Below are 24,443 nucleotides of genomic sequence, written 5' to 3' on the forward strand. Positions count from 1 at the left end.
ATTACCCTCCTAACTCCACTAAGCTTTCTAGTTGCTGACGTTCGTACATGTCTTTGTACCAACCCTTCTGTTTGGTTAACCATTCATGTGTGCCCATCTGTGCAATGCGCCCTTCTTCTAACACAAGTATTAAGTCTGCATGTGCTACGGCACTCAGTCGATGAGTTGTGATGATCGTTGTTTTTGACTGGCGATTTTCACGAAGCGATGCTAAAATATTTTCTTCTGTTCGCGCATCTACCGCTGATAACGAATCGTCTAAAATAAGCAATTCAGGATTTAATAGGAGTGCTCGTGCGATCGAGAGTCTTTGCTTTTGTCCACCTGAAAGTGAAACCCCTCGCTCCCCTACAACCGTATGGTAGCCTTCCGTAAAATCTTGAATATCCCTATGAACGTTCGCAATGGAAGCGGCTTCTTCAATTTCCTCCTGCGTTGCATATGGCATAGCAAACGCAATGTTTTCCCCAACCGTTGCCGAGAATAAAAAGTGATCTTGCGGTACATAACCGATGGAAGAGCGCAGAGCGTGTAGCGTATAGTTTTTTAACTCGCCCTTACCAAACTGAATGCTTCCTTCGTATTGATCAAATTCTCGAATTAAAAGCTTTAAAAGGGTTGTTTTTCCTGAACCTGTTTTCCCAACGATCCCCAGCGTTTGGCCTTTTCGCAGAGAAAATTGAATATCTGCTAATACCTTTTTCTCGTATTGAGGATATGAAAACGACTGAATGTTTACTTCTAAATCTCCCTGTGGAGGCTCTGTGAGCGCTTCTTTCACTTCAATAATATCTTCTTTTTCACTTAGTAACGAAGCGACTCGGTCATAAGATGCGCTTCCTCTTTCCACAATATTAAACAGCCACCCAAAGGCAAGCATTGGCCAAATTAGCAATCCTAAATAAGTCGTAAAGGCAACTAGGTCTCCAATTGTTAACTCATTATGAATGACCATACGTGATCCAAAAACAATCGATAAAATAAAGGAGAAGCCGACAATTAACGAAATGGTTGGGTCAAAGAGCGCATCAATTTTTGCAACGGCCATGTTCTTTTTCACAACGTCTTTTGACGACTGAATGAATTCCTCAACGTCTTCTTTTTCTTCGCCGAAGGTTTTGATTACTTTCACTCCGCTCACGCTTTCTTGCACTTTATCATTTAAGCTTGAGAATGCTTGCTGTGCTTTATGAAATCGCTTATGTAAAAGTGATCCGTAATAGCTCGTCGACAGCGCCATAAACGGCATCGGAATTAAGCTAATTAACGTGAGCTTCCAGCTAATTGTTGTCGCCATCATGATGAGCACAAATCCCCCTGTCGTAAGGGAGTCAACGAGTGTGAGCACTCCTGAGCCTGCTGTTTGCTGAATCGCTTGAAGATCATTTGTGGCGTGTGCCATTAAGTCCCCGATACGCTTTCGCTGATAAAAGGACGGCGACATTTTTGTGAAATGACTGTACAAATTGTTACGAAGCTGACGCGCTAGTTTAATGGATGATCCAAAGATCATAATGCGCCAGAAATAACGAGTTACATAACACAGCAGCGCTACGACGAGTAGAATCGCCATCATTACGACAAGCCGCTTACCTGTAAGTACATCTCGCTGCATGTCATCTACGACATACCCGATCATTTTAGGTGGGACAAGTTGAAGCAAGGCGACAAAACCTAACAGCAAAATGCCCATCAAATAGGAGCGCCTCTCCTGCTTAAAAAACCACCATAAATTCTTGAATATTTTCATTTTGTGACCTCACTTTTGTTTTTCTTTTAAAAATATTCTGTTTATTGCCGCTACAAGAAAAGACACCCCCTGAGTATAAGAGTGCCTTAATCGTTGCACCGTATGTAGGTTAGCGTACACGCTGCTTTTGTAACGCCAAACGTGCGTATAGCCTCTGCTAACATGAAAAATATACCCTATATCTTCCTTTTTGTCTATATGCTTTACATTCCTTTTTGTGTCACGATTTTTTCGTTCACTGATCCATCGCATCGAGAATAGATCAATCTCTCCTCGTAGTTAGACATGACCTATATCCCTCTAATTTCTTGCACTGACTCTACGGTTTCGCCTTTAAAAGAGATAATGCCCTGCATGTAGGTCCACGCTTCACTCTCTCCATTGATCTCACTCTTATTATGAATAACCTCTGGCCTTCCCCAACGATCGAGTACTTCTTTCTTAGTCATTCCAATCTCAATTTTCTTGTTCGTATCTTTCTTTGCATTAGTTGCATAAAAGCTAAGTTTTTTATTTACATTTCGGCGTAATTCGTTCATATCTCCCGTTAATTCTGCTGGTGTGAATGTGGCACTATTCAGGTATATTCGAATGGCATTGTAATTTAGTTCACCCGTATGGTCACTAAAACGTTCATCCTTCAACTCGTTATATGTTTTAAACGCCGCTGCGATATTACGAAACGTTTGGTGATTTTCGTCCTTTAACTTTTCACACTCGGCAATAACCGTCTGATAGTCACCCTTTTTAATAAGATCTACATATCGACTCTCTTCTTTTGATAGGGTATGCTCCTCTTTCTCTACTTTACTCTCTACTTTATCCGTTTTTGCTCCCTCTGTTTCATAGGAACAAGCTCCAAGAACGGACGCCAAGACTACTGTATATAAAAGCTTTTTCAAAACATCTCCTCCTCCTCAACTATTCACCTCTCTCTTTATATTCTACGATATCTTCTTTACAAATAATGTTAAAATTTGTTGAAAACGCACAGAAACACAAAAAAGACCACTCTCTCTGTTTTATCTACAGAAGTAGTAGTCTCTTTCGTATGAAAATCATATGAATAACAAAAGCTTGATTTGATCAAATATGTATATGCCATTATAAACAATGATAATGGCGTTATATCGTTACAATGCTTAATGCATTAGTGCGCTTATTTGATTTGATTGCTCATTGCTTTCATCATTTGATTGATTTTCTTTTGAGAAGGTTTCATTCCCATTTGCATCATCATCATTTTGCAGAAAGGAAGTATCGACATCTCAATTCCATTTTTTCTATTAAGAAAAATATACCCCATATCTTCCTTCTTGTCTATACAAAATGACGTGTTTCTTCTATTTGAATATCCACTGTTTTTTTACGATACTTTTAAATACATGGTTAATTATTTAACGAGCAATTAATGTATTTTTCTTATGCATTAATATAAATAAAAACGCTCCTTTATTGTAAGGAACGTCTTAAAAATTACTGGTTTTCATCCTGAGTTTTATTCTTAACTGATTTATCGAAAATTTGATCTAGGAATTCATCAACGTCACGATTATTCTTACTCATTAATTTATTCCTATCTGATTTATCGAAAATTCGTTCAATATATTTATCAACATCTGGTTTTCCTTGATAATTCATGTCATTCCTCCTCATAATTAATAATTGACATTATGAGATATAGAGCATTTATATTCCTTCGTTATTAAAAGTTAATTGTGACTTACCTCTTTTAATTTTTAGGCATATATGCAAAAATAACTTTGGTATATATATCTTTACTGTCTGTAGTCAAAACGACATCGAAATTACTTAATCTCCATATAGTAGTATGGCTATCTATGTCATTATTGAAGTATTCAGATGTCTTGCCTAACTCACGTGATAATTTTTGAGAATAATAATCATGAATGTATCCCATTTCATTAAAGCTATAGTATTCCTGACTGTCAGGGTTCATTTTGCACATAACAAAATCTAACTTATTTCTGCTGAAGCTATATACTATATCCATTGGCACACTGTACTTACTTGAAGAATAAACTAGCATACTGTTACCACTAGATGATGGAAAATCTGAAATAAGAGGAGCCTTTTCCACTTTCTTAACATCACTGTAACTCATTCCCCAATACACATTTCTTACGACAATGGGCTTTTTAATTACAGGAGTCTTGGGTCTAAAATCTTTATTCATTGATCTTGCAATATAAACTGCAAATTGTGCTCGAGTCACGTTTTCATCTATTCTAAAATTCCCTGATTTTAAATCTACTATAATTTGATTTGTGTACACATTGTTAACGTATGGGTAAGACCAATATGAAACTGGAACATCTTTAAAAGTCATTGTATTTTTAGATTTCAATTTAAACCCTACGGAAATTGCTTTTGCTAGAGTTTGTCTAGAGATGTATTTGTCAGGATTAAAAGTTGCATTCTTTGAAATTAAATTCGCTCCAACTACAGTACATATGTATTTATAAGCTGGATGACTTTTAGGAACATCTTTAAATGTTAAATTAGGTGCTTTTTTAGTATCTAATCTTAACGCTTTAGTTAACATGATAGAAGCTTGAGCATTTGTTAATTTATCATTTGGTTTAAATGTTCCATCAGAGAAATTTGTCATAACTCCTTTACTAATCACATAATTAATTTCCTTTATAGCCCAGTAATTATTAGGTACATCTTTTAACTTGGAAGCTCCGAACGATTGCAATGGTAGCAGTATCACCATACACATTAAAACTAGAATCATTATAACCTTTTTCAAATATTCCCCTTCTCTCCAAATAGAAATTTTTACCTATTAATCTTACTATAAAATTACAAAATTTGTAATACAAATAAAAAAAGAGGCTTATATAAGCCCCTTACTTGTCGTTCTCTTCATTTTTCTTTCTAGCATTTCGTAAATCTATGTCATCTAATAACATTTGGAAAATCTTTCGTTTTACATCTAACGCATATTCTTTGGTGTAGTTATTTTCGCTCTTGCCGATTCTGCAAGTAAATTTCCATGCTGTCGATTTTCTACCCATTATTTGTTATCTCCTTGTGCTACTTTCCTTGTCGGTTTCTCTAACTCTATACTCACCAGTAAATAAAAATTTATAAATCCACTCTTTTAATTTCTCGTATTTTTCTAGTTTTTCCTCATACGTTTCCAACTCTTCATCATACACATTTACCTTATATTCCTTAGTTTTTCTTGGCATTTTCTTCACCTTTATACGATTTTCTATACTCTTTGGTAAATAAAACTTTATAAAACCAGTCCTTAAGTTGTTCATACTGCCTATCGATTTCTTCTTGTGTTTCTAATTTTTCATCGTATACATTTACCTTATATTCTTTTGGTTTTCTAGGCATTTTTGTTATCACCCTTATTACTGTTTAATGAGTTCTCCCTTTCTCTTTGTCTCCTTTTTTCTTTAATCATCTCATCTAATTCAAATATTTGTTTTACAAAATTCTCAATTGCTTCTTCAGATGGTCTTCCTACAAATGTCATGTAGATGTTTTTAATTTCAGTACTCTTCTTAGGCATTCCTTATGTCCTCTCTTTGATGTATTTGTGTCGCAAAGATTACATTATAGGTTGTCTTCGATTAATTGTCAAAATATTTTTTATTGTTTACTTTTTACACACAATTATATAAATTTCATTTAATTAAAAAAGGCTTTTTGGGACAAAAAAAGCCCCTAAAACACCTAATAGAAGGTAATTTAGAGGCGGTTTATTAAATAAAATATTATCAATTACTAAATAGCCAGCAGCGTTATAACTGTTCTAGTTAGCAGTGGAAGCAGTTGGATTAAAATGTAAATAATTGATGTTTTCGTAATCCATGTAATAGCTCTTTCTTTCATATTAAGAATGTAGAGTAAACCTGCCACACAAATAATAATATTAGCTACTGGATATGCAAGGACAGAGAGTATATCAAATACAGGAGATGTATAATTATAAATGGTTTCTCCACCTAGCTGCTTCATGTGTTCGACAGGATGAGCAATCCAATCCAAAACAGGTTGCAAGATAACTGCTGATCCTACATTACTATCGTTCTTTAAGAATTGTCCTATTGTCCCTACAGTCTCAATCTTATCCCACATGTTATCCCTCCTTAGAATCCAGCAGTGACGGATACTAATAACTTCATAATCATTGGAGCTAAAGAGACTAAAATGAAGCCAATAGCACTTCCTTGCAGAGTTAATAATGCCTGTTCTTTACGATTGATGATCCATAAGATACCAGCATAAGAAAGTGAAAGAAACGTGATAGGATACGCTAACCCTTGTATTAATGATGTAATCGGGTCGAAAGCGTGCATAATTTGTTGAGTTGTATGTTGTTTAATCCCCTCTGAGGTTGCTGCGTATGTGGATGAAGCAAATGTATTAAAAAATACTGGAGTAGCCAATAGTGGGAATGTGATTGGTAATATTGAAGGTATAGTGAGAGGCTTTGAAATTTCTTTATGTTCCTTTTTAGTTTTGGTCATAAATTCGCTAATCGTTCCAACTGTTTGAACTTTCTTAGATGTAAACATACTAATCATCTCCTAAAGTTTATTGAAAATCTGACAAAATGAAAATTTGCGAATCTAATCCTTCATGCATTTTGATAAGCTGCTTTTGCCGATATTCAGTCGTAGTCATCCATAAAAATATTGGTGGAATCTCAAATACTCCAGCATCAACTAATCTACAGTACTTTTCAAGTTTCTTTCTGTTGGCAACCATTTTCTGCTCATGATCAATTTCAACAATATATCGTTGCTTACCTATTGTAAAAGTGGCATCGCATATGATTGTGGCAACTTCTTTAACACGCATTTTCACTTCATTTTTCCATGTATCAGGTTGATTAAATGCAATATATAAAGCGTTTCTCATGATGTAATGTCTAGCTGTTGTTGTTTTCTTAACGTTACCTTTAAAATCGACTCGTTCAGCCCCAGCCTTCGATAAATAATAAACTGTTTCACCTTCTCGAAATGAATTTAGGTATTCCTCCATAGACTTTAATACCTTTTGAGCGTTACGTTCTCCGCCTAAATTATGGATCGTTTGAAGTTGCGACCTAGTTAAGTACTTCAGTTTCTTCAAGCTCAAGAGTATATCGTCTATTCGTTGTTCCCTCTTTGCGTACTTCTGCAAGGGTATCATCCTTTCTAGACTTAATAACGATGTTAGGAGTGACTACGGTCTTTATAGTTTTGTCATCAATTAAGTAGGTCTGAACTTGTTGTCTTCCGCTAGGTACAGATAAAATACATCGTCCTTGTAATTGGATTTGTTCAGCTCCTTTTTGATCCAACACAGTTTCAGACTGCGTATCTGTTTCCAATCTGAAGCAAATGGTCGTATTACTATTCGCTTTAATTTGATTGGGCATCACATCACCTACAGGGTATTGTGTTGCATAAACAAGGGTATAACCCATTGAGTGACCGATACGAGTAATATAAGACATGTAGGCCTGTGCTTCTTTTGCCAACTCCTTGTACTTAGAAGGTACTTGAGAAGGAGCTAATTGACTTGCTTCATCCACAATAATAAAGTGACGCTTATTAATTCCTGCTTTCTTAACATTATTTACCTTCTTCACTCTTAACATTTTCTGACGTTGCTGAATATCAGCTACAATATGTTTCAAAGAGGCAACAGCAGTTTCAATATCATCTGCAAAGTTAATAGTTTGTTTACAGTCTTCAAAATACTGCATTTCAAGCCCGCCTTTTAAATCAACCAATGTCATTTCTGTTTCGTTAGGTTTGTTAGTAAGTAACGTTGATATCATTAACTTTAACAACTGACTTTTCCCAAAGGTAGTAGCCCCTGCAATTACAAAATGACCAGAAGCCAAGTCTAAAAACACTGTACCTTCCCTGTTCTCTCCGAGTGGCAGCTTCCAACCGTTACACTCATCCCATTTTTCAACATTGAAGTCTACTTGATTAGGAATATCTTGATCGTACACTTTAAAATGAATCATTCCATCGTAGCTCATCTCAATACTTTTCCTAATTGAATTTTTATCTTTAATAAATTTCTTAATATAATTGATTTTTGCTTTTAAGGATTTTAACTTCATCAATTTTTTAATGTTAATTTTTTTGATATCTGACAAGCTAAAAGAATATAGTGTTTTTTTGATATTTAGTCCATCTTGAAATACATTTAACTTAGTCTCAAAATCTGAAAAGGCTAAGCCTAGCGGAATCTGAAAAATGTACTCGCTGTAAAATTTGTTTTTCTCTTTATCTGCTGGATCTCGTCTACGTATAATTATGGATTGACCATTTTTCTTCAATCCAATTGCATCTGCAATTTGTCTAATCTTTTTAACGTCATCCCCCACACCTCCATCTTTCTTCATTTGAGCTAATCCGTACACACTAGCCAGCGTTAATGATGTAGCAATTTCAGCAAGCACTGCACACACCTCGTTTCATTTTGTATACGTAGTATAGTCCCTATTAAAACGAATAAAAGAATGTTGGAAAAAGAATTGATATAACTAGAAATCTAAGTTCGGTTTTATTGTTCTGTAACATGAACTTTGAAAAGAACTGATTAACCGAACCAACTTCCGTATTAATGGTTATGTTTAATGATATGATGGGCTGTTTGTCTATGTTTACGGTTATTTTTGATTTTCTGAATAAATTCCGTAAAAAAGGACAATCCTTGTGATATATAACGGGCATTAGGAGGTTTTTGAAAGTGTGGGGTTTGGGTAAAAAAAGGACGAAGTTAGGTAAGTTTTTAGATAAGCACGGACGAACACAACAGGAGTTAGCAAAGGCTGCTGGCGTAAATAAAGAGACTGTTAGTAAGGCATGTAGTGATCCTGATTATTCACCTACCGTGAAAACTTTGAGTAAGTTAATGAAGGCGTTAAGGAAATTAGATTCCAATGTTAAAGCTGAGGATTTCTTTGATATATAAAATAACCTCTTTCTGCAAATATTAATTAAATACAAAGCAGAAAGAGGTTATTTTATGAGTAGAAGAAAAAAGAAGCAACAAATAAGTTACCAGTTCAAAATAAAAGCTGCAATTTTCATGTTCACATTTACATATGCCTTACATTTCCCTTGGCTCATACCATTAGTAATTGTGGAAGCTATTGTATTTTCAAAAATTTACACATTCTTTCCCCGTACACTTAATTTTAAAAATTGGAGCGTTAGGGATAAGTTGTTTACTGGATTGTTCTTATGGATTGTATTATCTGGTATTTCTTTATTCTTCAATAATTACCCTTTAGCCGGTATAAGTGGAGTGATCTTATTATTAATAATTGCGTACACAATGCTTGTAACAACTCAAAATATATATTTATATATCAAATCTTTTTTTGGACAAGTTCCCAACCATTCTTACACTCAAGCTATTAACGAGATTGATTTAATGACTGGTCATGAATTTGAAGAATTTCTACATAAGTTGCTTAATTTTAAGGATTTCGACTGTACGCTTACAAGTAAATCTGGGGATTATGGTGTTGATTTAATCCTTCAACAAGGTAAAAGAAAAATCGCTGTGCAAGCAAAAAGGTATGGAGAAAACAATAAAGTTGGAGTATCTGTAGTCAATGAAATCGTTGGTGGGGCTGGTTATTGGGGATGTAACGAAAAATGGATTATAACGAATAGTTATTTTACAGAGCCCGCAGTTATTTGTGCTCATAGAAATAAAGTGAAGCTAATTGACCGTGAAGAGCTATGTCTTATGTTGAAAGAATACAGCAAATCTCTTAACAATAGAACCAATAAGGCTTCTTGGTTCTCAAGAAGAAAATCAATGTAAGTTAATTGTATTTTTTATATCCTACCCCCTAAAAATGTATAAACCTTTATATATAGCTTTATGCAAAATTAGGGGGTAAGTGTTTATCTACCTAATGCCACGTTTTCGTAAATTTTTCGTAATAGCATTGATTGTTTTATTACCTGCTTCTTCAATTTCACGTTTAGTCAATTGTCCATTCACATTAAAGTTTACAGTAGGATTGACATGGATTGTCTGATGGTTATTGGTTGTCACTGTGTTTGATGGAGTTGCTGTGGCTACCGCCATACGAGCACTAGAAGCACCAAATGTATAAGAAGTCGGACTAAATAGGTTTGATAAACTGTCTTGCATATTTAACAATTTGCTTATCAAAAGATTTGCAGATCCTTCCACATTGTCAGCCTCATCCTCAATCCCCCATGCAAAACCTTCTCCTACATAACCACCTAATACCTTCATGACACGGCTAGGAGATTTGATTTTCAAGGCTTTCTTCACTGTTCCTTCAATAACTTTACTAATATTCTCAGTAGTGGTCGTTAAAGTAGGAATCATGGCTTTCATACCTTCTATTAAACCTTTAATGGTATCTTGCCCTACTTTATTCATATCTACAGGAAGATTATCAAACTGCGGCTTAGTACCCTCGCTAATCTCTTTTAACTTAGCTTGCCATTCTGTTTTCAACTTGGAAATTTGATCAGTAGCTTCAATTCTTAGTCGTGTGACAGTAGCCACAAATTCATTTTTATGTTTTTCCATCTCATTATTAGCATCTGTCCGTAACTGATTAACCTTATTTATGTATTCTTGATTAGCTTGATCTAGTTGCTGAGATGTCTGCTCTCTAAGTTGGTCAATTTGATTTTGAGTATCTTTTCGAAGTCCAATGTTTTCAACGTTTGCAATTAGTCGAGCCTGAGAATTTTTAGCTTGCCATAGATTCACGTATCTATCTAATTCTTTATCACTCAGAGTTGTTAATGCTTTTATTTCATCTGCTGCTTGCGGCCCCATACTTTGCAACTCTTGAAGTAATTCCTCATTCAATCCACGATCTCTCAAGTCTCTGATATTACCTCTCCATTGACCTACAGCACGTACTTGATCGTCTAGGTTGGCAAGTAATTGTTCACCTGTAACTTCTTTATGTTTAACCTCATCAAATAAGCCTACAAAGCTATAAATGGATTTAGTTCGATCTTCAACAGTCTTTTCATATTCGTCAGTTAATCGTTTTTCTTCATCAATTAATTTTTGATTTATTGACTGAACTTCTTTCTCATAGTCTTCTTTTGCCTTTAATTCATCGTCAATTAATCGTTGCTTAATATCGGAAATCTTGTTGTTATAGTCTTCTTCAGCCTTTATTTCATCTTCACGTAATTTATCATTTGTCTCTTGAATCTTATTTGTGTAATTTTCATTTAGTGAGTCCAATTGAGCGAGAATTTCTTTCTTTACTCGATAAGCTTCTCGTTCATAATATTCTCTCTCCTCTGAACCTGCCTTGTATTCTTTTGCATATTGTTCAAGTAATTTCAACTCTTGTGGAAGCGAAAGATTATCGTAATACTTACGTTTATCAATTCGATCTTTTTCAGCTTGAAATTGAGCCTGAATAAGTTCTTTTTTGATGCGCAGGATTTCCTTTTCAGCTTCTAGTCGCTCTTCTGACCCCTTCTTATATTTTCTTTGGATGGCTTCCCAAGCTTTTAGTTCTTGAGTGAGGCTTAGTAAACCTAAATCTTTCTTATCACTGATCATCTTCTTCTCTTTTTCATGCTGAGCTTTTCGTTTTTCTTCAGCCTCTTTTTGCTTTTTAGCTTTTGCATCAGCCTCTGCTTTTTCTTTCTTTGCTTTATCCTTAGTGATTTGGTCTTCAACTTTCTTAATTTCCAAATTCACTTTTCTTCTTTGGTCGGCTGTTTTTGCATAAGCCTTTGCAATTCGTTGTAGCTCTGCTATGTATTGTGTGGCATTGATTTTCTTCATATCAAATTTGTAATCCGCGTTCTTAAAAGCCTCATCAAATTTCTTCTTCACCGAGTCCGCTATTTTCTTAGATTCTTTCTCATTTTGCTTTTTAGTTGATGCTATACCAATTGCCAAACCTTGACCAGCATACACCCCCAACTTCTTAGTGTCTCTTGAAGGAGAGTGAATATCTAAAGCCGATTTAATTGTATTCTTGACTGAGTCAGCAATTTCCTTAGCCTTTTTCTTTACAGAACCAACCATCCCAGAAATACCATTGATTAAACCTTGAACAATATTCTTTCCAATTGATTTTAGATCAATTTTCTTCATAGTAGATATAATAGCTGTTTTAGCATCTTCAAAAGGCTTCGAAACAGTTGATTTCACCTTAGAGAATATTGTTTTTGCAGACGTTATAATATTATTAAACCCTGTCGAAACAGAAGTCTTCATGTTGGTAATCGCAGTGCTTACGGCTGTTTTGGCATTGTTCCAACCTGTCTTGATTGATGAACCAATTTTCGTCATGGTACTAGAAATAGAAGTACCCATACCACCAAAGATACTTTTCACTAATGCCCCAAGTCCTTTTAAAACAACTGAGAAAATATTATTTACAACAGCCCATCCTGCTTTAAATACTGCTTTAATGGTATTTACGGCAGTTCTCACTAATCCAGTAATGGTCTGTAATAGTCCACTAGTCAGCGTTTTTAACCCTGTCCATGCCCCTCTCCAATCTCCAGTAATAAGAGATAAAACTGTTTTTATGACTCCACGCACTACCTTTAAAACTCCTGAAATTGTTTGAGACAGTGCTTTAAACGAGGTTGAAGCATATTTAACAAGATCACTACCGTACTTCTTCCAAATGGTAGTCGCAAACGAAGTAAAGTCCTTGAAGATACCTTTAATCGTATTAAATATTGAGGAGATGGTACTTTTCACTTTGTTGAAGTTTGATGAAGTAGAAGCATTTGTTTCTGTAAAAGTTTTCTTTAAGCTACTAAATACAGTGACAGTTGTATCAATTATTTTTCCAATTCCACTAAAAGCTGAAGAAATTGCTTGTTTAATCTGTGGCATATTCGAAATTATATAGGAAGAAAAATTGCTAAGTAAGGGTAAAAGATGTTGTTGCAAAGGTTGTATGAAAGCCGTTTGCATGTTTCGCCCAATGACTTGAAAAGCTTCTCCAAATGAATTGAAGCGTATCTCATTTATCTTACCAATAGCATCTTTCGATAAATTAGCATTGTTACCAATATTCGCAAAGGCTGCTATTCCTTTTGCTTCAAGATCCTCGAAATGAGCTCCGAATAATTCCACTCCGATTCGATTTTTCTCTACTGGATCTTTAACATTATTTAATGCAGTAATGACCTTGCCAAATGACTGTTGTGCAGTATCTCCACCTTTGGCAAAGTTATTTGTCATTTCGTTAGCATTAAATCCCAATGACTTGAATGCATCAATACTTGCTTTAGAACCATTTTTAGTTCGAATATTTAATTCTTTCATAGCGTCAGCAACCTTATCAATAGAGAACTGACCGTTCTTAGCACCATCAATTAATACATTAGTGAACTCACTTGCAGAAAACCCCATTGCAGCAAATTGAGGAGCGTATTCATTGAATGTATCTAGCAAATCGCCATTCTTATTTGCTCCGTTTTGAGCACCTTGAGCAACTAAATTCATGGCATCATGACCGGATATTCCAAACTGTTCCATCATCGCTTTTGCTGTTCTAGATGATTCGGTTACATCCAGATCAAATGTCTCACCTAAATTCATAGCATCTTGAGTCAAGGATTCTAGGGATTTTCCTGTTAGACCTGTATTTTGTTTTACAGTAGCCAAGGCATTCGCTACATCCTCCATTGACTCACCTAGTCCAGCATTATAGAGATTAGTAGCAGTCTCTTTTAGTCCCTGCATTTCCTTATCTGTTGCACCTGTAGAAGCCTGTAACTTACGAAAGGCATTGTCCATATCTAGAGCTGATTTCACTCCTGCTACACCTGCACCAGCAAGAGCAACTCCTAACCCTGCGACTGCTCCTACCGCTACACCACCAATAACTTTAGTTACTCCTGCTGTTTTAGCGTGGAAATTTGCTAACCCTCGTTGTGCATCTTCCATAGCTCGTTTAAATTTAGCTGAATCTAACTCAATTTGATATTTATATACACCTAAATCAATAATTCCCATTATTCATTATCACCTGCTTCTTTATATCCTGTGTTTCCACGCAACTTAGCCAAGTCAGGTGTTTTCTGTTGTACACGTTGACATGTTGCTAAATACTCTCGTCCTTCTTGAGTTTCCATTAATTCAGCAATCGTGTTCTGTTTTATATAAGACAGATAAATTCCATAGGGTAGACTCATAATTTCTTGATGAGACATACCACTTTTTCTATTCAAAAATGCAATATCGTTCATTAGTTCAGTTCCTTTCGCAAAAAAAGCCGCCTCATCCTGATTATTACTTACAGGGAGAGACGGCAATTTTAGTTTGGGTCATTAGCAGTTTTTTGTAGTTCTTCTGTGAATTTTTCCATAATAATTTTCATCTGCGGAAGAATTAAGTTCTGTGTTACAGACTCTGCCGTCATTTTACTTTTCTCTTCATCTAAATTTAAGATGAATGCAACCATTTCAGGTAAAGCTTTTTCTAACTCCTGTGCATTTCTTGTTTTTGCATATTTTTGTTGCATGACTGAAAACTCAAGAACCTTCTGATATTTAGGTTGAGTAGGAATTTTGTAAATATCATTTCCAATTTTAAATTGTAAATCCTCTGGAACTAGTAAGTTTAAATCGATAATTTGACTCATATAACATTTCTCCTTTAGTAGTTAATTTGTTCTAAAATAAAAAAGAAGGGATTTCTCCCTCCTCACATTTAGATTTCTTCAATAATTTCTACAGCGTTACCTTGCTCTTTCCCTGGACAAGCTAGAGCCTTAAACTCTGCATCTAATACTGTTTCCTTTTCACCGTCAAAAGTTAATTCAAATCCACTTTGATTTTGCGCACGGAATAGATTAACTGTTAACTTCTTGCCATCTACTTTCTTATGAACAAATCGAAGGTAGTTAACTGGAACTTGCTTTAGTCCTCCAAGACCAATTCTACGTTCACCTTTAGTTGTATCTTCTGAATAGTGAGCTGCACTCAACTTCTCTAAGTTAGCTAAATCCCAAGTTAACAATCCTGATTTAAATGTAATTTCTTCTTCTGTTAACATAGTAAATAATGTACCTCTGTTAGCTGATTTTACTTCTTGAAACGAAGGCTTATAGGTTAGGATTGCCCCACCTGAAATTGCACCTACATTTTCTAATGCTTCTACAATCTCTTCTTCTGTTGCAGTTGCTGGATCATCTACCTGTCCAATAAATAAATCTCCACTACCTAATAAAAAATTATCTTCTTTAACTGCCATTATTCATTCTCCTTTATATGCTTGTTTTTATATTGAAGATTAGTAATTGTTGATAAATCTTTAATTCATCATCATAAATTAATCCTCCACCTACATGCTTTGAATGATAAATAGGTGTTTCATCAACCATTACCTTGAAGTTGTTTCTGAAATGTAATAACTCAGTTAGCCGGTTAGAAATAGTCTCACATTGAAGTAAAGATTCTTTCCCACCCTGAGTCAGAACACGTATGTCACATCTATATGTATTAGTTACTTCAGCACTTAGAAAAGGTGATGTTTCAAATACTATGTATGGATAAGTCTTTGCATTTGAAGGAATAAAAGGATCGATTTTATTTCCTACTAGTTGCTTTAATTTCTCATCTCGTTTTAAATATCTAGATATAGTACTATTCATAACTTCAACTCTCGTGTAATTAATGCTTCAATCTGGTCAAGATTATTTTCAACTGAAGGTCGCAAATAGGGTTGAGCTGGAATACCTTTTGGTGAAAATCCAAATTCTACAGTTGCAGCATATTCCTTATTACTTCCTACATAAACCTTGCTATTTGTTTCTGTTGATTCTACTTCATGTGAAATGGAGTTACGAAGATCCCCTGTATCAACTGGAGCATTTAACTTGGCTTGACCTTCTACAAACATACCAACTTTCTGAGCAGCCCTATCCATCTTCTGTCTCATTTGAATCATCGCAAAATCAAATTTATTCAATCTTCATCACTCCTTTCATTGAAGTTTCGCTTTACTAACAATTCACAATGTCGATCATAAGTCGTCATCTCTTTAAGGTCGTACCATTTATTCTCATAAGAAAGCTGAATATCTTCTAAGTTACCATCGAATTTTTGATGATGTTTACAGAAAATACGATTAGTAGCATCTACAGCAATGCCGTATCGGTCTAAGGCAAGTTTCTGACTAAATGGTTCAATTTCAGCTTTAAAATAATCATCCGTAACCTGCCAATCAGTATACACAGATTCTCCCCAATCGGGATCTTGAATTACCACTTCAACCTTCTCAATAAAATAAACCTTTTTAGGAAGCCTCATACAATATCAACCATTCGATCGTCTTTGTGCGCATCTAGTTGTTGAATAATATCCAACGGTAGAGAATCAATATAACTTTCACTCAGTGAGCCTTTACCTTCACTTTTAATTCCCTCTACACCTCTAAGTTGGTACTTAATTACTGCAATATCCTCAATTACAGATGTTAAATTTTCAGGAATATCAATGATCTGACAATAATTTTTGACGAAATTAGCAGCTCTTGAAAGATACAAATTAATTAATTGTTCTTCTGTTTCGTTGCAATTAAACAAATCAAGAATTAACTTTACATTTTCAAGTGAGGACATCTCTATTCACCTTCTTTAGATGATGAAACTTTTTTCTTTGATGCTTTCTTTTCTTCCTTTACAAGTTCATAATCATCATCCTTGAGTAAACGTTCCATTAACTCACCTTCAACATCCCATTGGACACCTGTCTTTTTATTTAATAAAAACATTTATTTTCACCGCCTAATAAACACCATAATAACTGTACATCACAGGATTAGTTTTATTGTCCGTTGTAGTAATAAGTGAACCTGTAAACTTTGAATATCGTTTTATACCAATCTTCCATACTGGAATATCTTTAAAATGATTATCAAAGGGACTGGCTCCACTGTTTCCACAAACATAAATACCATTAGGGTCATCATTCAGATACATTAGTACATCCTCAGACACTCCTATTGAAAAAACTGATAAAGGCTGTGTAAATTTAATTACTTTTTCAACCTCATTTTTCTCTATAAACATAACTCCATTTGATGAGACAAATTTCCCGTACATTACATCACCTACCTATAAAAAAAGAGAGAAGTTCATTCAGATCTTCTCTCTCCAAAAGTTATATTATGCTTTGTTTACAGTTAAAACCGCTAAACCTTCTGGACGAACTAATTTCGCACCATACACCTGTAATCCCTTAACAGCATCAGAGAATCCTGCTTCAGGACGATACGCTTCAACTTGGTCAACTTGAGACGCAAAGGAAATCGCACCCTTATAACCTGCAATAATTTTGTATTTAGTACCTGCTGTATTTGGAACATTGTTAGATTTGAACACGGTCATTCCGTCCACATTGCCAATGTACCCGGTTGCCATTACATTAGAATCCTTAGTATAACGTGGATCTTTCTGTAATAGTCCGTGAAACCATGCAGGAACTACAACGAAGCGATCTACTTCAGGAACATTTGCTTCATCTAATTTAACACCTAAATCTACTAAATAATCGTATGCATTTGCTACTGTTGGAACCACTGGGGAAGCATCGCTTCCAATCATATTCGTAGCCACGGTTCCTGTATACAGACTAGCAATATAGCGATCCATGGCATTTGATAAACCGTATGATGCTTCTTTCATTGCTCCATCAATTAACTTTACGTTTGCTTGCGCTTGATCAATATCGTGCACTTGGAAATTAAAGAACTTTGCAGTATCAATGGTTAAAGTGGTTTGTGTAGAATTTAACTCTTCAGGCGCACCTACACCATTTTCCTTTGTATAATCACCGATCGTTACTGCTCCAATACTGTTGATCTTAACTGTGGAACCCTTACCTTTAATTTCACCTTCATAATCTGTATTAACTAAGCCACCGTAAACCAAAGTCTTTTTTAAACTTTCCAATAGACGTGCGCTCCAGATAGTAGGGATAAAATTTGCTGTACTCATTATGTAATTCACCGTTTCCTTTCAAAATTGGATATTATGATTAGTACTTTCATCTTTAACGTCTAAAAGCCGAAAACAAGACACATATGTTTTTAATTATTGCTGGCCATTACTTGTTGAACTGCTTCCCAGTTCTTATTAATCTCTTCAGGACTCATATTCTTAATTTGATCAATTGTAAACGTAGCTGTGTGTTCTTTCTTTTCTGGAGTAATCCCACCTTCTTTTAGCTTTTCACTTACCAGAACCTGTAGCTGACTATTCCAGACTTCTTCAAACTGTCCTACATTATCGAGAGTCGTCTCCTCCGAATCACCAATTAAATAATCAATTAACGCAACTGGTAATTTCTTTTCTGTTGCAACTGTAAGAGCTTTATTTTTTAGTGATTCACGAAGTTTATCCTGCTGTATTTGTTTAAGCTGATTTTTCACTTCTTGTAATTCAATATCTTTTGGATCAGTTTCTGGAAAACGTTTTTTCACTTCAGCATCAATTAGTTTTTCTAAATTATTAGCTTTCCAGCTATCTAACCCTTTTGTAAAATAGCTGTCTAACTTAGGTTGCAATAGTTTCTTTCCTTCATCTGATTCCAAGAAGTTCGTTGCTCCATCAAGTGTCACTTCAGATAACCCTTGTAAGTAGCTTTTTACTTCTTCATTTTCTTTTTGTTCGTCTAAAAATTTCTTTACTTCTTCTAGATTCATTCTTCTTTAATCTCCTTTTGTCCTCAATGTCACTCAGCCATTAAGTACATCATTTTTATTCAATAAAAATAAGCCACCTCATAACTGAGCTGACTATTTTTTCACTTTATTGTTGTACCATTCATCGTAATTTTTATATGTAGTGAGTTTCTTAGACTCATTATCTTTTCTAGTCGTATAAGTTAATCCTTCTATATACGGAATATAACAAGAGCGACAATTAACATGTCTAGGCAACGTAGGTTTATTTGGATCATCTTTCTTGAACCTTTTACCATCTAGTTTCCTACACCCATAAGTAGTCTGACTATCAAGGGTTGCTGTAAAAATTAATTCTTCTACAACTGCACTATCATTATAAATTTTATCCTGCGCTGCTGAAATGACTCTTGATGATTCTGTTCGGATAAGTCTTCTTGATTCATAAGCTTTACTGTCGAAAGTTTTCTTCATACGTCTAGCCACTTTATCAATACTTTCCCCTTCTATAATTCCCCTGGTCAACTCAGTTCTCAGCGATCTAACCAATGAGTCGTGGTTTGACCATATTCTTTCTGAAAAAGGAACGCCACTCCAATTATATGTAACCGCCTCTTTAACAAACTCTGGTTTTAACAAGGTAAAGGAAATAGCTGTTTGAGCAGTCGATTCAATTATATACGCTGATTGATAATAAGCTTGTTTATAGATTTCAGGTAAGATTAAATTAACTTGTTTTAGCTCGATTGTACCCAAGTTTTTAACCTCTTCCATTATCTTTTTCTCAATTGCCATTAAACGATTATACTTATTTAATTCGACCATATTAAGCTTTCCATCGACTGCGTATTGCACATAGAGTTGAGCAATTAATTGTCGTATATTATCAAGGGAATTACGATATGCAATCAAAACTTCTTTATGTTGAACATCTGTTAAATTATACAAGCTATCAATGAACTTTAAAAAATCATCCTCAAATTTGCTCATTTAGGTCATTCCCAATTTCATCTAGATTCATCGAGTCTTGTTCCTGTTTGAGTTTATCTACAATAGCTGAAGGATTAGAAATACGTGGTAGCCACGAAATCAATTCTTCATTAGGAACAATTCCTTGTAAATCTCTTACCATAGTCACAATAGATGCTTCATCGACTGGTACGTTGCGAGTAAAGGAAATATTGATATCTCGATAGTCAAAGTCTTTATTAAATGCCAACGAAAGCCATTCACAGAAGAACTTTAATCGATCCTTTAATGTCTTCTCAAATAGAGATTCTTTAATCGCTGAAATGTTCTCTAGTTCCTGCATTCTTAGCCGTAAGCTAATTCCAGAAGTGTTTGATTGAGGATTATCAACTAAGTCAATTTGTCCCGTTTGAGTATAAATTTCATCTTTCCACTGTTTTAGCATATCTTTTACGAACGTAGCATTAATGTCTTTGACAATCCAATAGGCTTTTGCGCCTTTTGGTAATAGAAGAATCCCATTCTCCTTCATTTCTTGCGCTTTTTCTTTGGTTAACTTTGCATCTTCAATCGCCAAATAAGCATTGCGATGGTCGAGAATTTCATTCGCTGAGGTTGAATGAATTGAATTATACACATCTACGATTCTAATAATATCCTCAAAAGCTGACTTTTTAAGGTCATTATTCTTCAATTCTCTGACTGGACAGCGTGAAAACCGATGCGGTTTTAGGTCAAGTTGCACTAGACCGTCTCCACTTGATTTATAAAGTATATAATTTTTTTCGTCCCACACCTCAATGTATGTACTATCATCAAACTGTCTCTGATACTTCCTAACGGCTAGACTGATATTCGCATTGATCGACCCATCGTATAGAACAATCATCTCTAAGGGATCGTATACTGCACATTGAAATTCACCCTCAGTATTAATAAAAGACACTTCATAAGCTCTTCCATAAACCTCAGAAGCAATCTTTAAGTTAATATTGTGCTCCTTTTCCCAATTACCAAAGTAATAATCGATTTGTTCAAGAAATTCTTTGTTATTTGTTTTTGAGCTATATGATAAAGGCTTACCTAATAAATAACCAACAAAGTTCTGTACAGTCTTTCTGCAATAGTTAAAATACACTCTCATGTCGGCTCTAGATTGATCCACTTTGCTTTTCTCACTCAGAATTTTATGATTTCCTTCATGATAATTTTTCAATAAAGCATACTTAGGACTTGTTAGTTTCAACTCATCTAATAATTTCAAAATTAGTTTTTCCTGATCCATGTTTCACCTCATTTAAAGAAGCCAGCTACGAGGAACTGACTCAATCTCTTTTACTATTTCTATTTCATCAACTCGATTAACAAATTCTGCTAAGCTATCGACTGCATCATCATGTAGGCTGAACCGCTGCCCGCTAAATTCCATTACCTGATCCAAGTAATCTTTCTCTACACGTTCTTCACAGAAAATAACTCTTCCATTATCAACATCTGAAACAATTGTAGATATTTTTTCATCTTTATTTTTCTTCTGCATTTCGTTAATAAAATTGATATCTCTATGTATGAGTTCTTCATCTTTGTTAATTGCTTGCTGAATTTGCTCGACATCCAAACCGTTATATGTATTCTTTTCAACAAAAACATGTGTAACATCTTCAAACTCTTTGAGTAGCTTTATAACATGATTTATGTAATGTTCGAATTCATTAAACTTCCTCAATTCACCTTTGCGTATGTACTTAAAATCATTGTCTGATAAAGATCCGAGAGTAAATGCAAAGTAATCAGAACGCCTTTTATCCTTACTTTTTACTCCTGCTGTATCAATGCATAACATCGTCTTAATGAAAGTATGCTCTTCAACCTCTTCTCTAGACTGCGTCCTATTCGAACGAAACCATTTGTCTCCAATGTTTTCACAATTACACATTAATTCTTGCATAAATGCTAAACGCTTATTGAAATATTTGAGTGCTAACTTGTAACAATTATATTTTTCCCATATAGTGGGGAATTCCATGTGTTCTTTGTTAGCTTCATAATATTTCTTTGAGTCCATTAAAGGATCTTGTATTTTATCATCAAATAAAATCCGTCTAAATTGTTGCCAGTACGTATGATTATCAAAGTATTCATCAACATCGAAATCAACAACACTTCGATGAAATACCTTATATTCAGGATTCTTTCTAATCTCATCGATAAAATCACCTGCAGCTAATGGTGTTCCTAAGACAAGAAACTTAGTGGCTGGTTTTATGATTTTTCCGTTACGAATAACAGCTTCATCCCCGCCTTCTTCCACTTCCTTCAGCCATTTCTGGTACTTCTTTTGTTTACTCTCATTAGTTAAAATATCAGCTTCAGAAATATAATCATCTGCGATATAAGCCATAGGACGGAAAATTCCACTACCGCTGATATAACTTGCACCGCGAACTGAAGAGCCTGAACTATAAGCCTGAATTTTTGTATCGTTATCTAATTCGAGTTCCAATTTATTTACCACACGAGTTCTAGGATTAACCAAGTTCCCAAAGGTATGTGTAATATACGAGGTTTGGAGAGCTTTTTTAGTTTGATCCACAAAGTTAACAGCGTCTAATTCACGGTTTGCTAATACAATGGTAAACATGCTGTATTTATAACAGTGCAAAAAGCAACTTCCTGCAACGTCGATAATGGAGGTTTTTCCTAAGCCACGTGGAAGGATAAACTCCTGCTTATCGTGTTGATTATGTATGAACATCTTCTCTAATTCTTCCCACACTTCGTAATGTACAGGAGCTAAGTTACGTGCTTGGTTAGTTGGCTTAGGAAGGAAGAAATCCTGAAGGAAATATACACAGAAAAACTCGATTGATCTCTTACCTAACGCATATGCTAATCCGTTCGAATCAAATAAGTTGTCCTTATTTTTAATCATAAGTTGTTTTGCTTTTTCTTTTCCATAGAGTTTAATTAAATATTTACGTAAAAGACTGCGGTTATCTTTTGTATTAATAATATCGATATTTGTTATATGACTCACCTCCGAACCTGTAAAAATTATATAAAAAATTGTGTAGCCTGCTACGTGTTTTTGCGAAAATTCCCAGAAAGAATGGTGGGGGGGGTACAAAATAAAAAGACACTCACATTAATGTGACTGCCTTAACTTTCATTCTTTTTCTTAGCTCGAATTAATGTACTCTTACTAATTCCCGTCATATTCTCAACTTCTTTATAAGAATGTGTTTCTAATAACTTTATTGCATGTTCTACTTGCTTCTTACTATATTTGTTAGGTCTACCTTCTCTAAAGTCATCTCTTTGCCTAGCTATGGCTTTTCCTTCTTGAGTACGTTCAACAATCATATCTCTTTCAAACTCAGCAAATGAACTCATTATGTTAAAGATTAATCTTCCAGTAGGTGTGTCTTCTACAAGTCCCATATTAAGAACATGTACTTTTACTCCACGCTTAAATAAATCTTTAATAGTATCTATAGCATCACTGGTAGAACGAGCAAAACGGTCTAACTTAGTAACAACAAGTGTATCGCCCTCTTTTAATTTAGATAATAACTCTTTAAATTGTGGTCGATCTGCTTTAGTTCCTGTAAACTTTTCTGAATAGATTATCTCACATCCAACAGACTTCAAAGTTTGTACTTGTGCTTCTAGTTCCTGTGATGCTGTACTTACACGACTATATCCATAGATCATATTAACGCTCCTTATCAGTATATATTTATGACACTAAGATATGACACCTTTATATATACTGATAATACTGCGTCGTCAAATAGGTGTCAATACTTTTAAGTTATGACACCATTAATTTATTCTTCTTCATCAAACTCTGCTTCCAGCACATCCTTGGTCACTGACTGATTAGGTTTCATTTCTGCTGCCACATCTAACTTTGTAGTTGGCTTACCTAACCCACGATCGATAATATACTGGAGAACCTGTGCTTTAACACGTGCATTCTCTGTTGTATCAGCTAAACGGAACAGTTGATCAACCGCACCCTCTAATTTACTATCAATAATCTTCTCAACAAGACCTTTTCGTTGCTGTATACGTCTGTCCAATTCTTTCTTAAATTCTTCATTGTCCAACCAATCATATAACGACTGCCTACTTATCTCACAACGCTTAGCAATATCAGTCTTATTAAGCTCCCCATCAACTAATAATTGGATAGCCATAATCTTTTTATCATTCAAAATTTCCATACTCTCACCTCTTTACAAATTGACATGTTACGTACACTTTTTTACACGATTATTTCCATAAAGAAAAGACACTTATAAATTTAAGTGTCTCAAATAACTATTAAAGCTTACTAATTTCCCTATCATAATACCCTTTACCATACTCAGTTATTTCTGCAGTATTAAAAAATGCAATAATTAATCTAGATCCAGCTTGTGCAAAGCCTACTCCTTTAATTAACCCTTTATCTTGCATTTCTTTAACTAATTGAATAAATTCCCCTTCCTTAAGTAAGCCACCTTTTTCATAATCGTCTGTTATAGGTTCTTTACCATCTAATAATTCACCCAATATACTTATTGTAACCATTTTCTTAATATTCATTTAATCATTCCTCCTCTTCTTTATAATAAGACTATGAAACTGTAAATTAAAGGTATTTAAAGCCAATATGTAGAATATTGTAAAAAAAGGAGGTGTAATAATGCACATAACTCAAGATGGCTATATACTTAAAACGAATGAAGAGTTTCAGAATCATATGCATTTAAACGTTCCTGTAGATGTAGAGTACACTAACGACACGGGAGTACTTACTACCGGAATTATCCAAGAGTTTACTGAAGAGTACGTAAAAATTAATGATTACGCCTATAACAGACAAACGCTAGTATTTATTTCTAGACCTAATATGTAGTGAATGACCTATCTAATTTTAGATAGGTTTTTAATGGACTTAGTTGGACTCGAACCAACAAAATGCGCAGTTTTATAATACTGGCCGCTCTACCTTTGAGCTATAAGTCCCCAATATAAAATCAATTAATATTCATTA

At 34.7% G+C, this 24,443-nt stretch carries 33 protein-coding genes, 1 tRNA gene and 1 pseudogene; 3 read left to right on the plus strand and 32 right to left on the minus strand.

Features of this window, described 5'->3' with window-relative positions:
• Position 1: 1 nt before the first annotated feature.
• The 13 genes and pseudogenes from AMD01_RS11100 to AMD01_RS11140 form a co-directional block, all read right to left on the minus strand.
• Complete coding sequence (locus AMD01_RS11100; protein WP_053401466.1) at positions 2-1,750, minus strand: ABC transporter transmembrane domain-containing protein; 1,749 nt, start codon at positions 1,748-1,750, stop codon at positions 2-4.
• Between the two features lie 290 nt (positions 1,751-2,040).
• The gene (locus AMD01_RS11110; protein WP_053401468.1) at positions 2,041-2,652 is read right to left on the minus strand and encodes a hypothetical protein; all 612 of its coding nucleotides are present in this window, start codon (positions 2,650-2,652) and stop codon (positions 2,041-2,043) included.
• Between the two features lie 257 nt (positions 2,653-2,909).
• Positions 2,910-3,080: pseudogene (locus AMD01_RS25080) on the minus strand (YneF family protein); the annotation flags it as partial.
• Positions 3,081-3,226: 146 nt separating this feature from the next.
• Complete coding sequence (locus tag AMD01_RS24115; RefSeq protein ID WP_157052706.1) at positions 3,227-3,391, minus strand: hypothetical protein; 165 nt, start codon at positions 3,389-3,391, stop codon at positions 3,227-3,229.
• 91 nt (positions 3,392-3,482) lie between these two features.
• A complete protein-coding gene (locus AMD01_RS11115; protein ID WP_053401469.1) occupies positions 3,483-4,526 on the minus strand; it encodes an S-layer homology domain-containing protein in 1,044 nt (347 codons plus the stop codon).
• A gap of 100 nt (positions 4,527-4,626) precedes the next feature.
• Entirely contained in the window at positions 4,627-4,794 is a 168-nt protein-coding gene (locus AMD01_RS24120; RefSeq protein WP_157052707.1) for a hypothetical protein, read from the minus strand.
• A gap of 6 nt (positions 4,795-4,800) precedes the next feature.
• Positions 4,801-4,971 (minus strand): hypothetical protein, encoded by a 171-nt coding sequence (locus tag AMD01_RS24125; protein ID WP_157052708.1) that lies wholly within the window; start codon positions 4,969-4,971, stop codon positions 4,801-4,803.
• On the minus strand, positions 4,955-5,125 hold the full coding sequence (locus tag AMD01_RS24130; RefSeq protein WP_157052709.1) for a hypothetical protein: 171 nt from the start codon (positions 5,123-5,125) through the stop codon (positions 4,955-4,957). The genes AMD01_RS24125 and AMD01_RS24130 overlap by 17 nt, the downstream gene beginning before the upstream one ends.
• Positions 5,118-5,303 (minus strand): hypothetical protein, encoded by a 186-nt coding sequence (locus AMD01_RS11120; RefSeq protein WP_053401470.1) that lies wholly within the window; start codon positions 5,301-5,303, stop codon positions 5,118-5,120. The genes AMD01_RS24130 and AMD01_RS11120 overlap by 8 nt, the downstream gene beginning before the upstream one ends.
• 215 nt (positions 5,304-5,518) lie before the next feature.
• Positions 5,519-5,872, minus strand: coding sequence for a hypothetical protein (locus AMD01_RS11125; protein WP_053401471.1), 354 nt, complete (start codon positions 5,870-5,872; stop codon positions 5,519-5,521).
• 11 nt (positions 5,873-5,883) lie between these two features.
• Positions 5,884-6,312, minus strand: a complete 429-nt coding sequence (locus tag AMD01_RS11130; RefSeq protein ID WP_053401472.1) for a hypothetical protein — start codon at positions 6,310-6,312, stop codon at positions 5,884-5,886.
• 19 nt (positions 6,313-6,331) lie between these two features.
• Complete coding sequence (locus tag AMD01_RS11135; protein ID WP_342666981.1) at positions 6,332-6,871, minus strand: replication-relaxation family protein; 540 nt, start codon at positions 6,869-6,871, stop codon at positions 6,332-6,334.
• A complete protein-coding gene (locus AMD01_RS11140; protein WP_053401474.1) occupies positions 6,846-8,201 on the minus strand; it encodes an FtsK/SpoIIIE domain-containing protein in 1,356 nt (451 codons plus the stop codon). The genes AMD01_RS11135 and AMD01_RS11140 overlap by 26 nt, the downstream gene beginning before the upstream one ends.
• A 290-nt stretch (positions 8,202-8,491) precedes the next feature.
• Here AMD01_RS11140 and AMD01_RS11145 point away from each other — a divergent pair, with 290 nt between their 5' ends.
• Both AMD01_RS11145 and AMD01_RS11150 read left to right on the plus strand, forming a co-directional pair.
• Complete coding sequence (locus AMD01_RS11145) at positions 8,492-8,716, plus strand: helix-turn-helix transcriptional regulator (RefSeq protein WP_053401475.1); 225 nt, start codon at positions 8,492-8,494, stop codon at positions 8,714-8,716.
• 54 nt (positions 8,717-8,770) lie between these two features.
• Entirely contained in the window at positions 8,771-9,580 is an 810-nt protein-coding gene (locus AMD01_RS11150; protein WP_053401476.1) for a restriction endonuclease, read from the plus strand.
• 87 nt (positions 9,581-9,667) lie between these two features.
• On the opposite strand, the gene AMD01_RS11155 is transcribed toward AMD01_RS11150, so the two are convergent.
• The 18 genes from AMD01_RS11155 to AMD01_RS11235 form a co-directional block, all read right to left on the minus strand.
• Positions 9,668-13,759: a phage tail tape measure protein gene (locus tag AMD01_RS11155; RefSeq protein ID WP_053401477.1), complete on the minus strand. Its 4,092-nt coding sequence runs from the start codon at positions 13,757-13,759 to the stop codon at positions 9,668-9,670.
• On the minus strand, positions 13,759-13,992 hold the full coding sequence (locus tag AMD01_RS11160) for a hypothetical protein (RefSeq protein WP_157052710.1): 234 nt from the start codon (positions 13,990-13,992) through the stop codon (positions 13,759-13,761). Before AMD01_RS11160 ends, AMD01_RS11155 begins: the two co-directional genes overlap by 1 nt.
• A 68-nt stretch (positions 13,993-14,060) precedes the next feature.
• Entirely contained in the window at positions 14,061-14,387 is a 327-nt protein-coding gene (locus AMD01_RS11165) for a hypothetical protein (protein WP_053401479.1), read from the minus strand.
• A gap of 68 nt (positions 14,388-14,455) precedes the next feature.
• Complete coding sequence (locus AMD01_RS11170) at positions 14,456-14,998, minus strand: hypothetical protein (protein ID WP_053401480.1); 543 nt, start codon at positions 14,996-14,998, stop codon at positions 14,456-14,458.
• Positions 14,999-15,011: 13 nt separating this feature from the next.
• Positions 15,012-15,398, minus strand: coding sequence for a hypothetical protein (locus AMD01_RS11175; protein WP_053401481.1), 387 nt, complete (start codon positions 15,396-15,398; stop codon positions 15,012-15,014).
• Positions 15,395-15,715, minus strand: a complete 321-nt coding sequence (locus AMD01_RS11180) for an HK97-gp10 family putative phage morphogenesis protein (RefSeq protein WP_053401482.1) — start codon at positions 15,713-15,715, stop codon at positions 15,395-15,397. Before AMD01_RS11180 ends, AMD01_RS11175 begins: the two co-directional genes overlap by 4 nt.
• Positions 15,712-16,056: a hypothetical protein gene (locus AMD01_RS11185; RefSeq protein WP_053401483.1), complete on the minus strand. Its 345-nt coding sequence runs from the start codon at positions 16,054-16,056 to the stop codon at positions 15,712-15,714. Before AMD01_RS11185 ends, AMD01_RS11180 begins: the two co-directional genes overlap by 4 nt.
• Complete coding sequence (locus tag AMD01_RS11190) at positions 16,053-16,367, minus strand: phage head-tail connector protein (protein ID WP_053401484.1); 315 nt, start codon at positions 16,365-16,367, stop codon at positions 16,053-16,055. The genes AMD01_RS11185 and AMD01_RS11190 overlap by 4 nt, the downstream gene beginning before the upstream one ends.
• Positions 16,368-16,369: 2 nt before the next feature.
• A complete protein-coding gene (locus AMD01_RS24490; protein ID WP_169775955.1) occupies positions 16,370-16,519 on the minus strand; it encodes a hypothetical protein in 150 nt (49 codons plus the stop codon).
• Positions 16,520-16,532: 13 nt separating this feature from the next.
• The gene (locus AMD01_RS11195; RefSeq protein WP_053401485.1) at positions 16,533-16,850 is read right to left on the minus strand and encodes a hypothetical protein; all 318 of its coding nucleotides are present in this window, start codon (positions 16,848-16,850) and stop codon (positions 16,533-16,535) included.
• Between the two features lie 63 nt (positions 16,851-16,913).
• Positions 16,914-17,744, minus strand: a complete 831-nt coding sequence (locus tag AMD01_RS11200; protein WP_053401486.1) for a phage major capsid protein — start codon at positions 17,742-17,744, stop codon at positions 16,914-16,916.
• A 92-nt stretch (positions 17,745-17,836) separates the two neighbouring features.
• Entirely contained in the window at positions 17,837-18,451 is a 615-nt protein-coding gene (locus AMD01_RS11205; protein WP_083446519.1) for a DUF4355 domain-containing protein, read from the minus strand.
• Positions 18,452-18,544: 93 nt separating this feature from the next.
• Positions 18,545-19,420 (minus strand): minor capsid protein, encoded by an 876-nt coding sequence (locus AMD01_RS11210; RefSeq protein ID WP_053401487.1) that lies wholly within the window; start codon positions 19,418-19,420, stop codon positions 18,545-18,547.
• On the minus strand, positions 19,407-20,684 hold the full coding sequence (locus tag AMD01_RS11215) for a phage portal protein (RefSeq protein WP_053401488.1): 1,278 nt from the start codon (positions 20,682-20,684) through the stop codon (positions 19,407-19,409). Before AMD01_RS11215 ends, AMD01_RS11210 begins: the two co-directional genes overlap by 14 nt.
• A gap of 12 nt (positions 20,685-20,696) precedes the next feature.
• Entirely contained in the window at positions 20,697-22,436 is a 1,740-nt protein-coding gene (locus AMD01_RS11220) for a terminase large subunit (protein ID WP_157052711.1), read from the minus strand.
• Positions 22,437-22,558: 122 nt separating this feature from the next.
• Positions 22,559-23,113, minus strand: coding sequence for a recombinase family protein (locus AMD01_RS11225; protein ID WP_053401489.1), 555 nt, complete (start codon positions 23,111-23,113; stop codon positions 22,559-22,561).
• A gap of 116 nt (positions 23,114-23,229) precedes the next feature.
• Positions 23,230-23,628, minus strand: a complete 399-nt coding sequence (locus AMD01_RS11230; protein WP_053401490.1) for a phBC6A51 family helix-turn-helix protein — start codon at positions 23,626-23,628, stop codon at positions 23,230-23,232.
• Positions 23,629-23,728: 100 nt separating this feature from the next.
• On the minus strand, positions 23,729-23,992 hold the full coding sequence (locus AMD01_RS11235) for a YjcQ family protein (protein WP_053401491.1): 264 nt from the start codon (positions 23,990-23,992) through the stop codon (positions 23,729-23,731).
• A 100-nt stretch (positions 23,993-24,092) separates the two neighbouring features.
• Here AMD01_RS11235 and AMD01_RS11240 point away from each other — a divergent pair, with 100 nt between their 5' ends.
• Positions 24,093-24,305, plus strand: coding sequence for a hypothetical protein (locus AMD01_RS11240; protein WP_053401492.1), 213 nt, complete (start codon positions 24,093-24,095; stop codon positions 24,303-24,305).
• Between the two features lie 34 nt (positions 24,306-24,339).
• Here AMD01_RS11240 and AMD01_RS11245 read toward each other — a convergent pair.
• Positions 24,340-24,415, minus strand: a tRNA-OTHER gene (locus AMD01_RS11245).
• Positions 24,416-24,443: the final 28 nt, after the last annotated feature.

This window comes from Priestia koreensis, from assembly GCF_001274935.1.
Lineage (GTDB): Bacteria > Bacillota > Bacilli > Bacillales > Bacillaceae_H > Bacillus_AG > Bacillus_AG koreensis.

Bases quoted from the DNA above. Each gene is read 5' to 3' on its own strand.
- AMD01_RS11195 (WP_053401485.1), bottom strand. From the start codon at position 16,850: ATGTACGGGAAATTTGTCTCATCAAATGGAGTTATGTTTATAGAGAAA.
- AMD01_RS11100 (WP_053401466.1), bottom strand. From the start codon at position 1,750: ATGAAAATATTCAAGAATTTATGGTGGTTTTTTAAGCAGGAGAGGCGC.
- AMD01_RS11170 (WP_053401480.1), bottom strand. From the start codon at position 14,998: ATGGCAGTTAAAGAAGATAATTTTTTATTAGGTAGTGGAGATTTATTT.
- AMD01_RS11230 (WP_053401490.1), bottom strand. From the start codon at position 23,628: ATGGAAATTTTGAATGATAAAAAGATTATGGCTATCCAATTATTAGTT.
- AMD01_RS11200 (WP_053401486.1), bottom strand. From the start codon at position 17,744: ATGAGTACAGCAAATTTTATCCCTACTATCTGGAGCGCACGTCTATTG.
- AMD01_RS11130 (WP_053401472.1), bottom strand. From the start codon at position 6,312: ATGTTTACATCTAAGAAAGTTCAAACAGTTGGAACGATTAGCGAATTT.
- AMD01_RS11240 (WP_053401492.1), top strand. From the start codon at position 24,093: ATGCACATAACTCAAGATGGCTATATACTTAAAACGAATGAAGAGTTT.
- AMD01_RS11205 (WP_083446519.1), bottom strand. From the start codon at position 18,451: ATGAATCTAGAAGAAGTAAAGAAATTTTTAGACGAACAAAAAGAAAAT.
- AMD01_RS11150 (WP_053401476.1), top strand. From the start codon at position 8,771: ATGAGTAGAAGAAAAAAGAAGCAACAAATAAGTTACCAGTTCAAAATA.
- AMD01_RS11215 (WP_053401488.1), bottom strand. From the start codon at position 20,684: ATGGATCAGGAAAAACTAATTTTGAAATTATTAGATGAGTTGAAACTA.
- AMD01_RS11210 (WP_053401487.1), bottom strand. From the start codon at position 19,420: ATGAGCAAATTTGAGGATGATTTTTTAAAGTTCATTGATAGCTTGTAT.
- AMD01_RS11120 (WP_053401470.1), bottom strand. From the start codon at position 5,303: ATGCCTAAGAAGAGTACTGAAATTAAAAACATCTACATGACATTTGTA.
- AMD01_RS11155 (WP_053401477.1), bottom strand. From the start codon at position 13,759: ATGGGAATTATTGATTTAGGTGTATATAAATATCAAATTGAGTTAGAT.
- AMD01_RS24490 (WP_169775955.1), bottom strand. From the start codon at position 16,519: ATGTTTTTATTAAATAAAAAGACAGGTGTCCAATGGGATGTTGAAGGT.
- AMD01_RS24130 (WP_157052709.1), bottom strand. From the start codon at position 5,125: ATGCCTAGAAAACCAAAAGAATATAAGGTAAATGTATACGATGAAAAA.
- AMD01_RS11190 (WP_053401484.1), bottom strand. From the start codon at position 16,367: ATGTCCTCACTTGAAAATGTAAAGTTAATTCTTGATTTGTTTAATTGC.
- AMD01_RS24115 (WP_157052706.1), bottom strand. From the start codon at position 3,391: ATGAATTATCAAGGAAAACCAGATGTTGATAAATATATTGAACGAATT.
- AMD01_RS24120 (WP_157052707.1), bottom strand. From the start codon at position 4,794: ATGGGTAGAAAATCGACAGCATGGAAATTTACTTGCAGAATCGGCAAG.
- AMD01_RS11160 (WP_157052710.1), bottom strand. From the start codon at position 13,992: ATGAACGATATTGCATTTTTGAATAGAAAAAGTGGTATGTCTCATCAA.
- AMD01_RS11165 (WP_053401479.1), bottom strand. From the start codon at position 14,387: ATGAGTCAAATTATCGATTTAAACTTACTAGTTCCAGAGGATTTACAA.
- AMD01_RS11185 (WP_053401483.1), bottom strand. From the start codon at position 16,056: ATGAGGCTTCCTAAAAAGGTTTATTTTATTGAGAAGGTTGAAGTGGTA.
- AMD01_RS11235 (WP_053401491.1), bottom strand. From the start codon at position 23,992: ATGAATATTAAGAAAATGGTTACAATAAGTATATTGGGTGAATTATTA.
- AMD01_RS11125 (WP_053401471.1), bottom strand. From the start codon at position 5,872: ATGTGGGATAAGATTGAGACTGTAGGGACAATAGGACAATTCTTAAAG.
- AMD01_RS24125 (WP_157052708.1), bottom strand. From the start codon at position 4,971: ATGCCAAGAAAAACTAAGGAATATAAGGTAAATGTGTATGATGAAGAG.
- AMD01_RS11175 (WP_053401481.1), bottom strand. From the start codon at position 15,398: ATGAATAGTACTATATCTAGATATTTAAAACGAGATGAGAAATTAAAG.
- AMD01_RS11225 (WP_053401489.1), bottom strand. From the start codon at position 23,113: ATGATCTATGGATATAGTCGTGTAAGTACAGCATCACAGGAACTAGAA.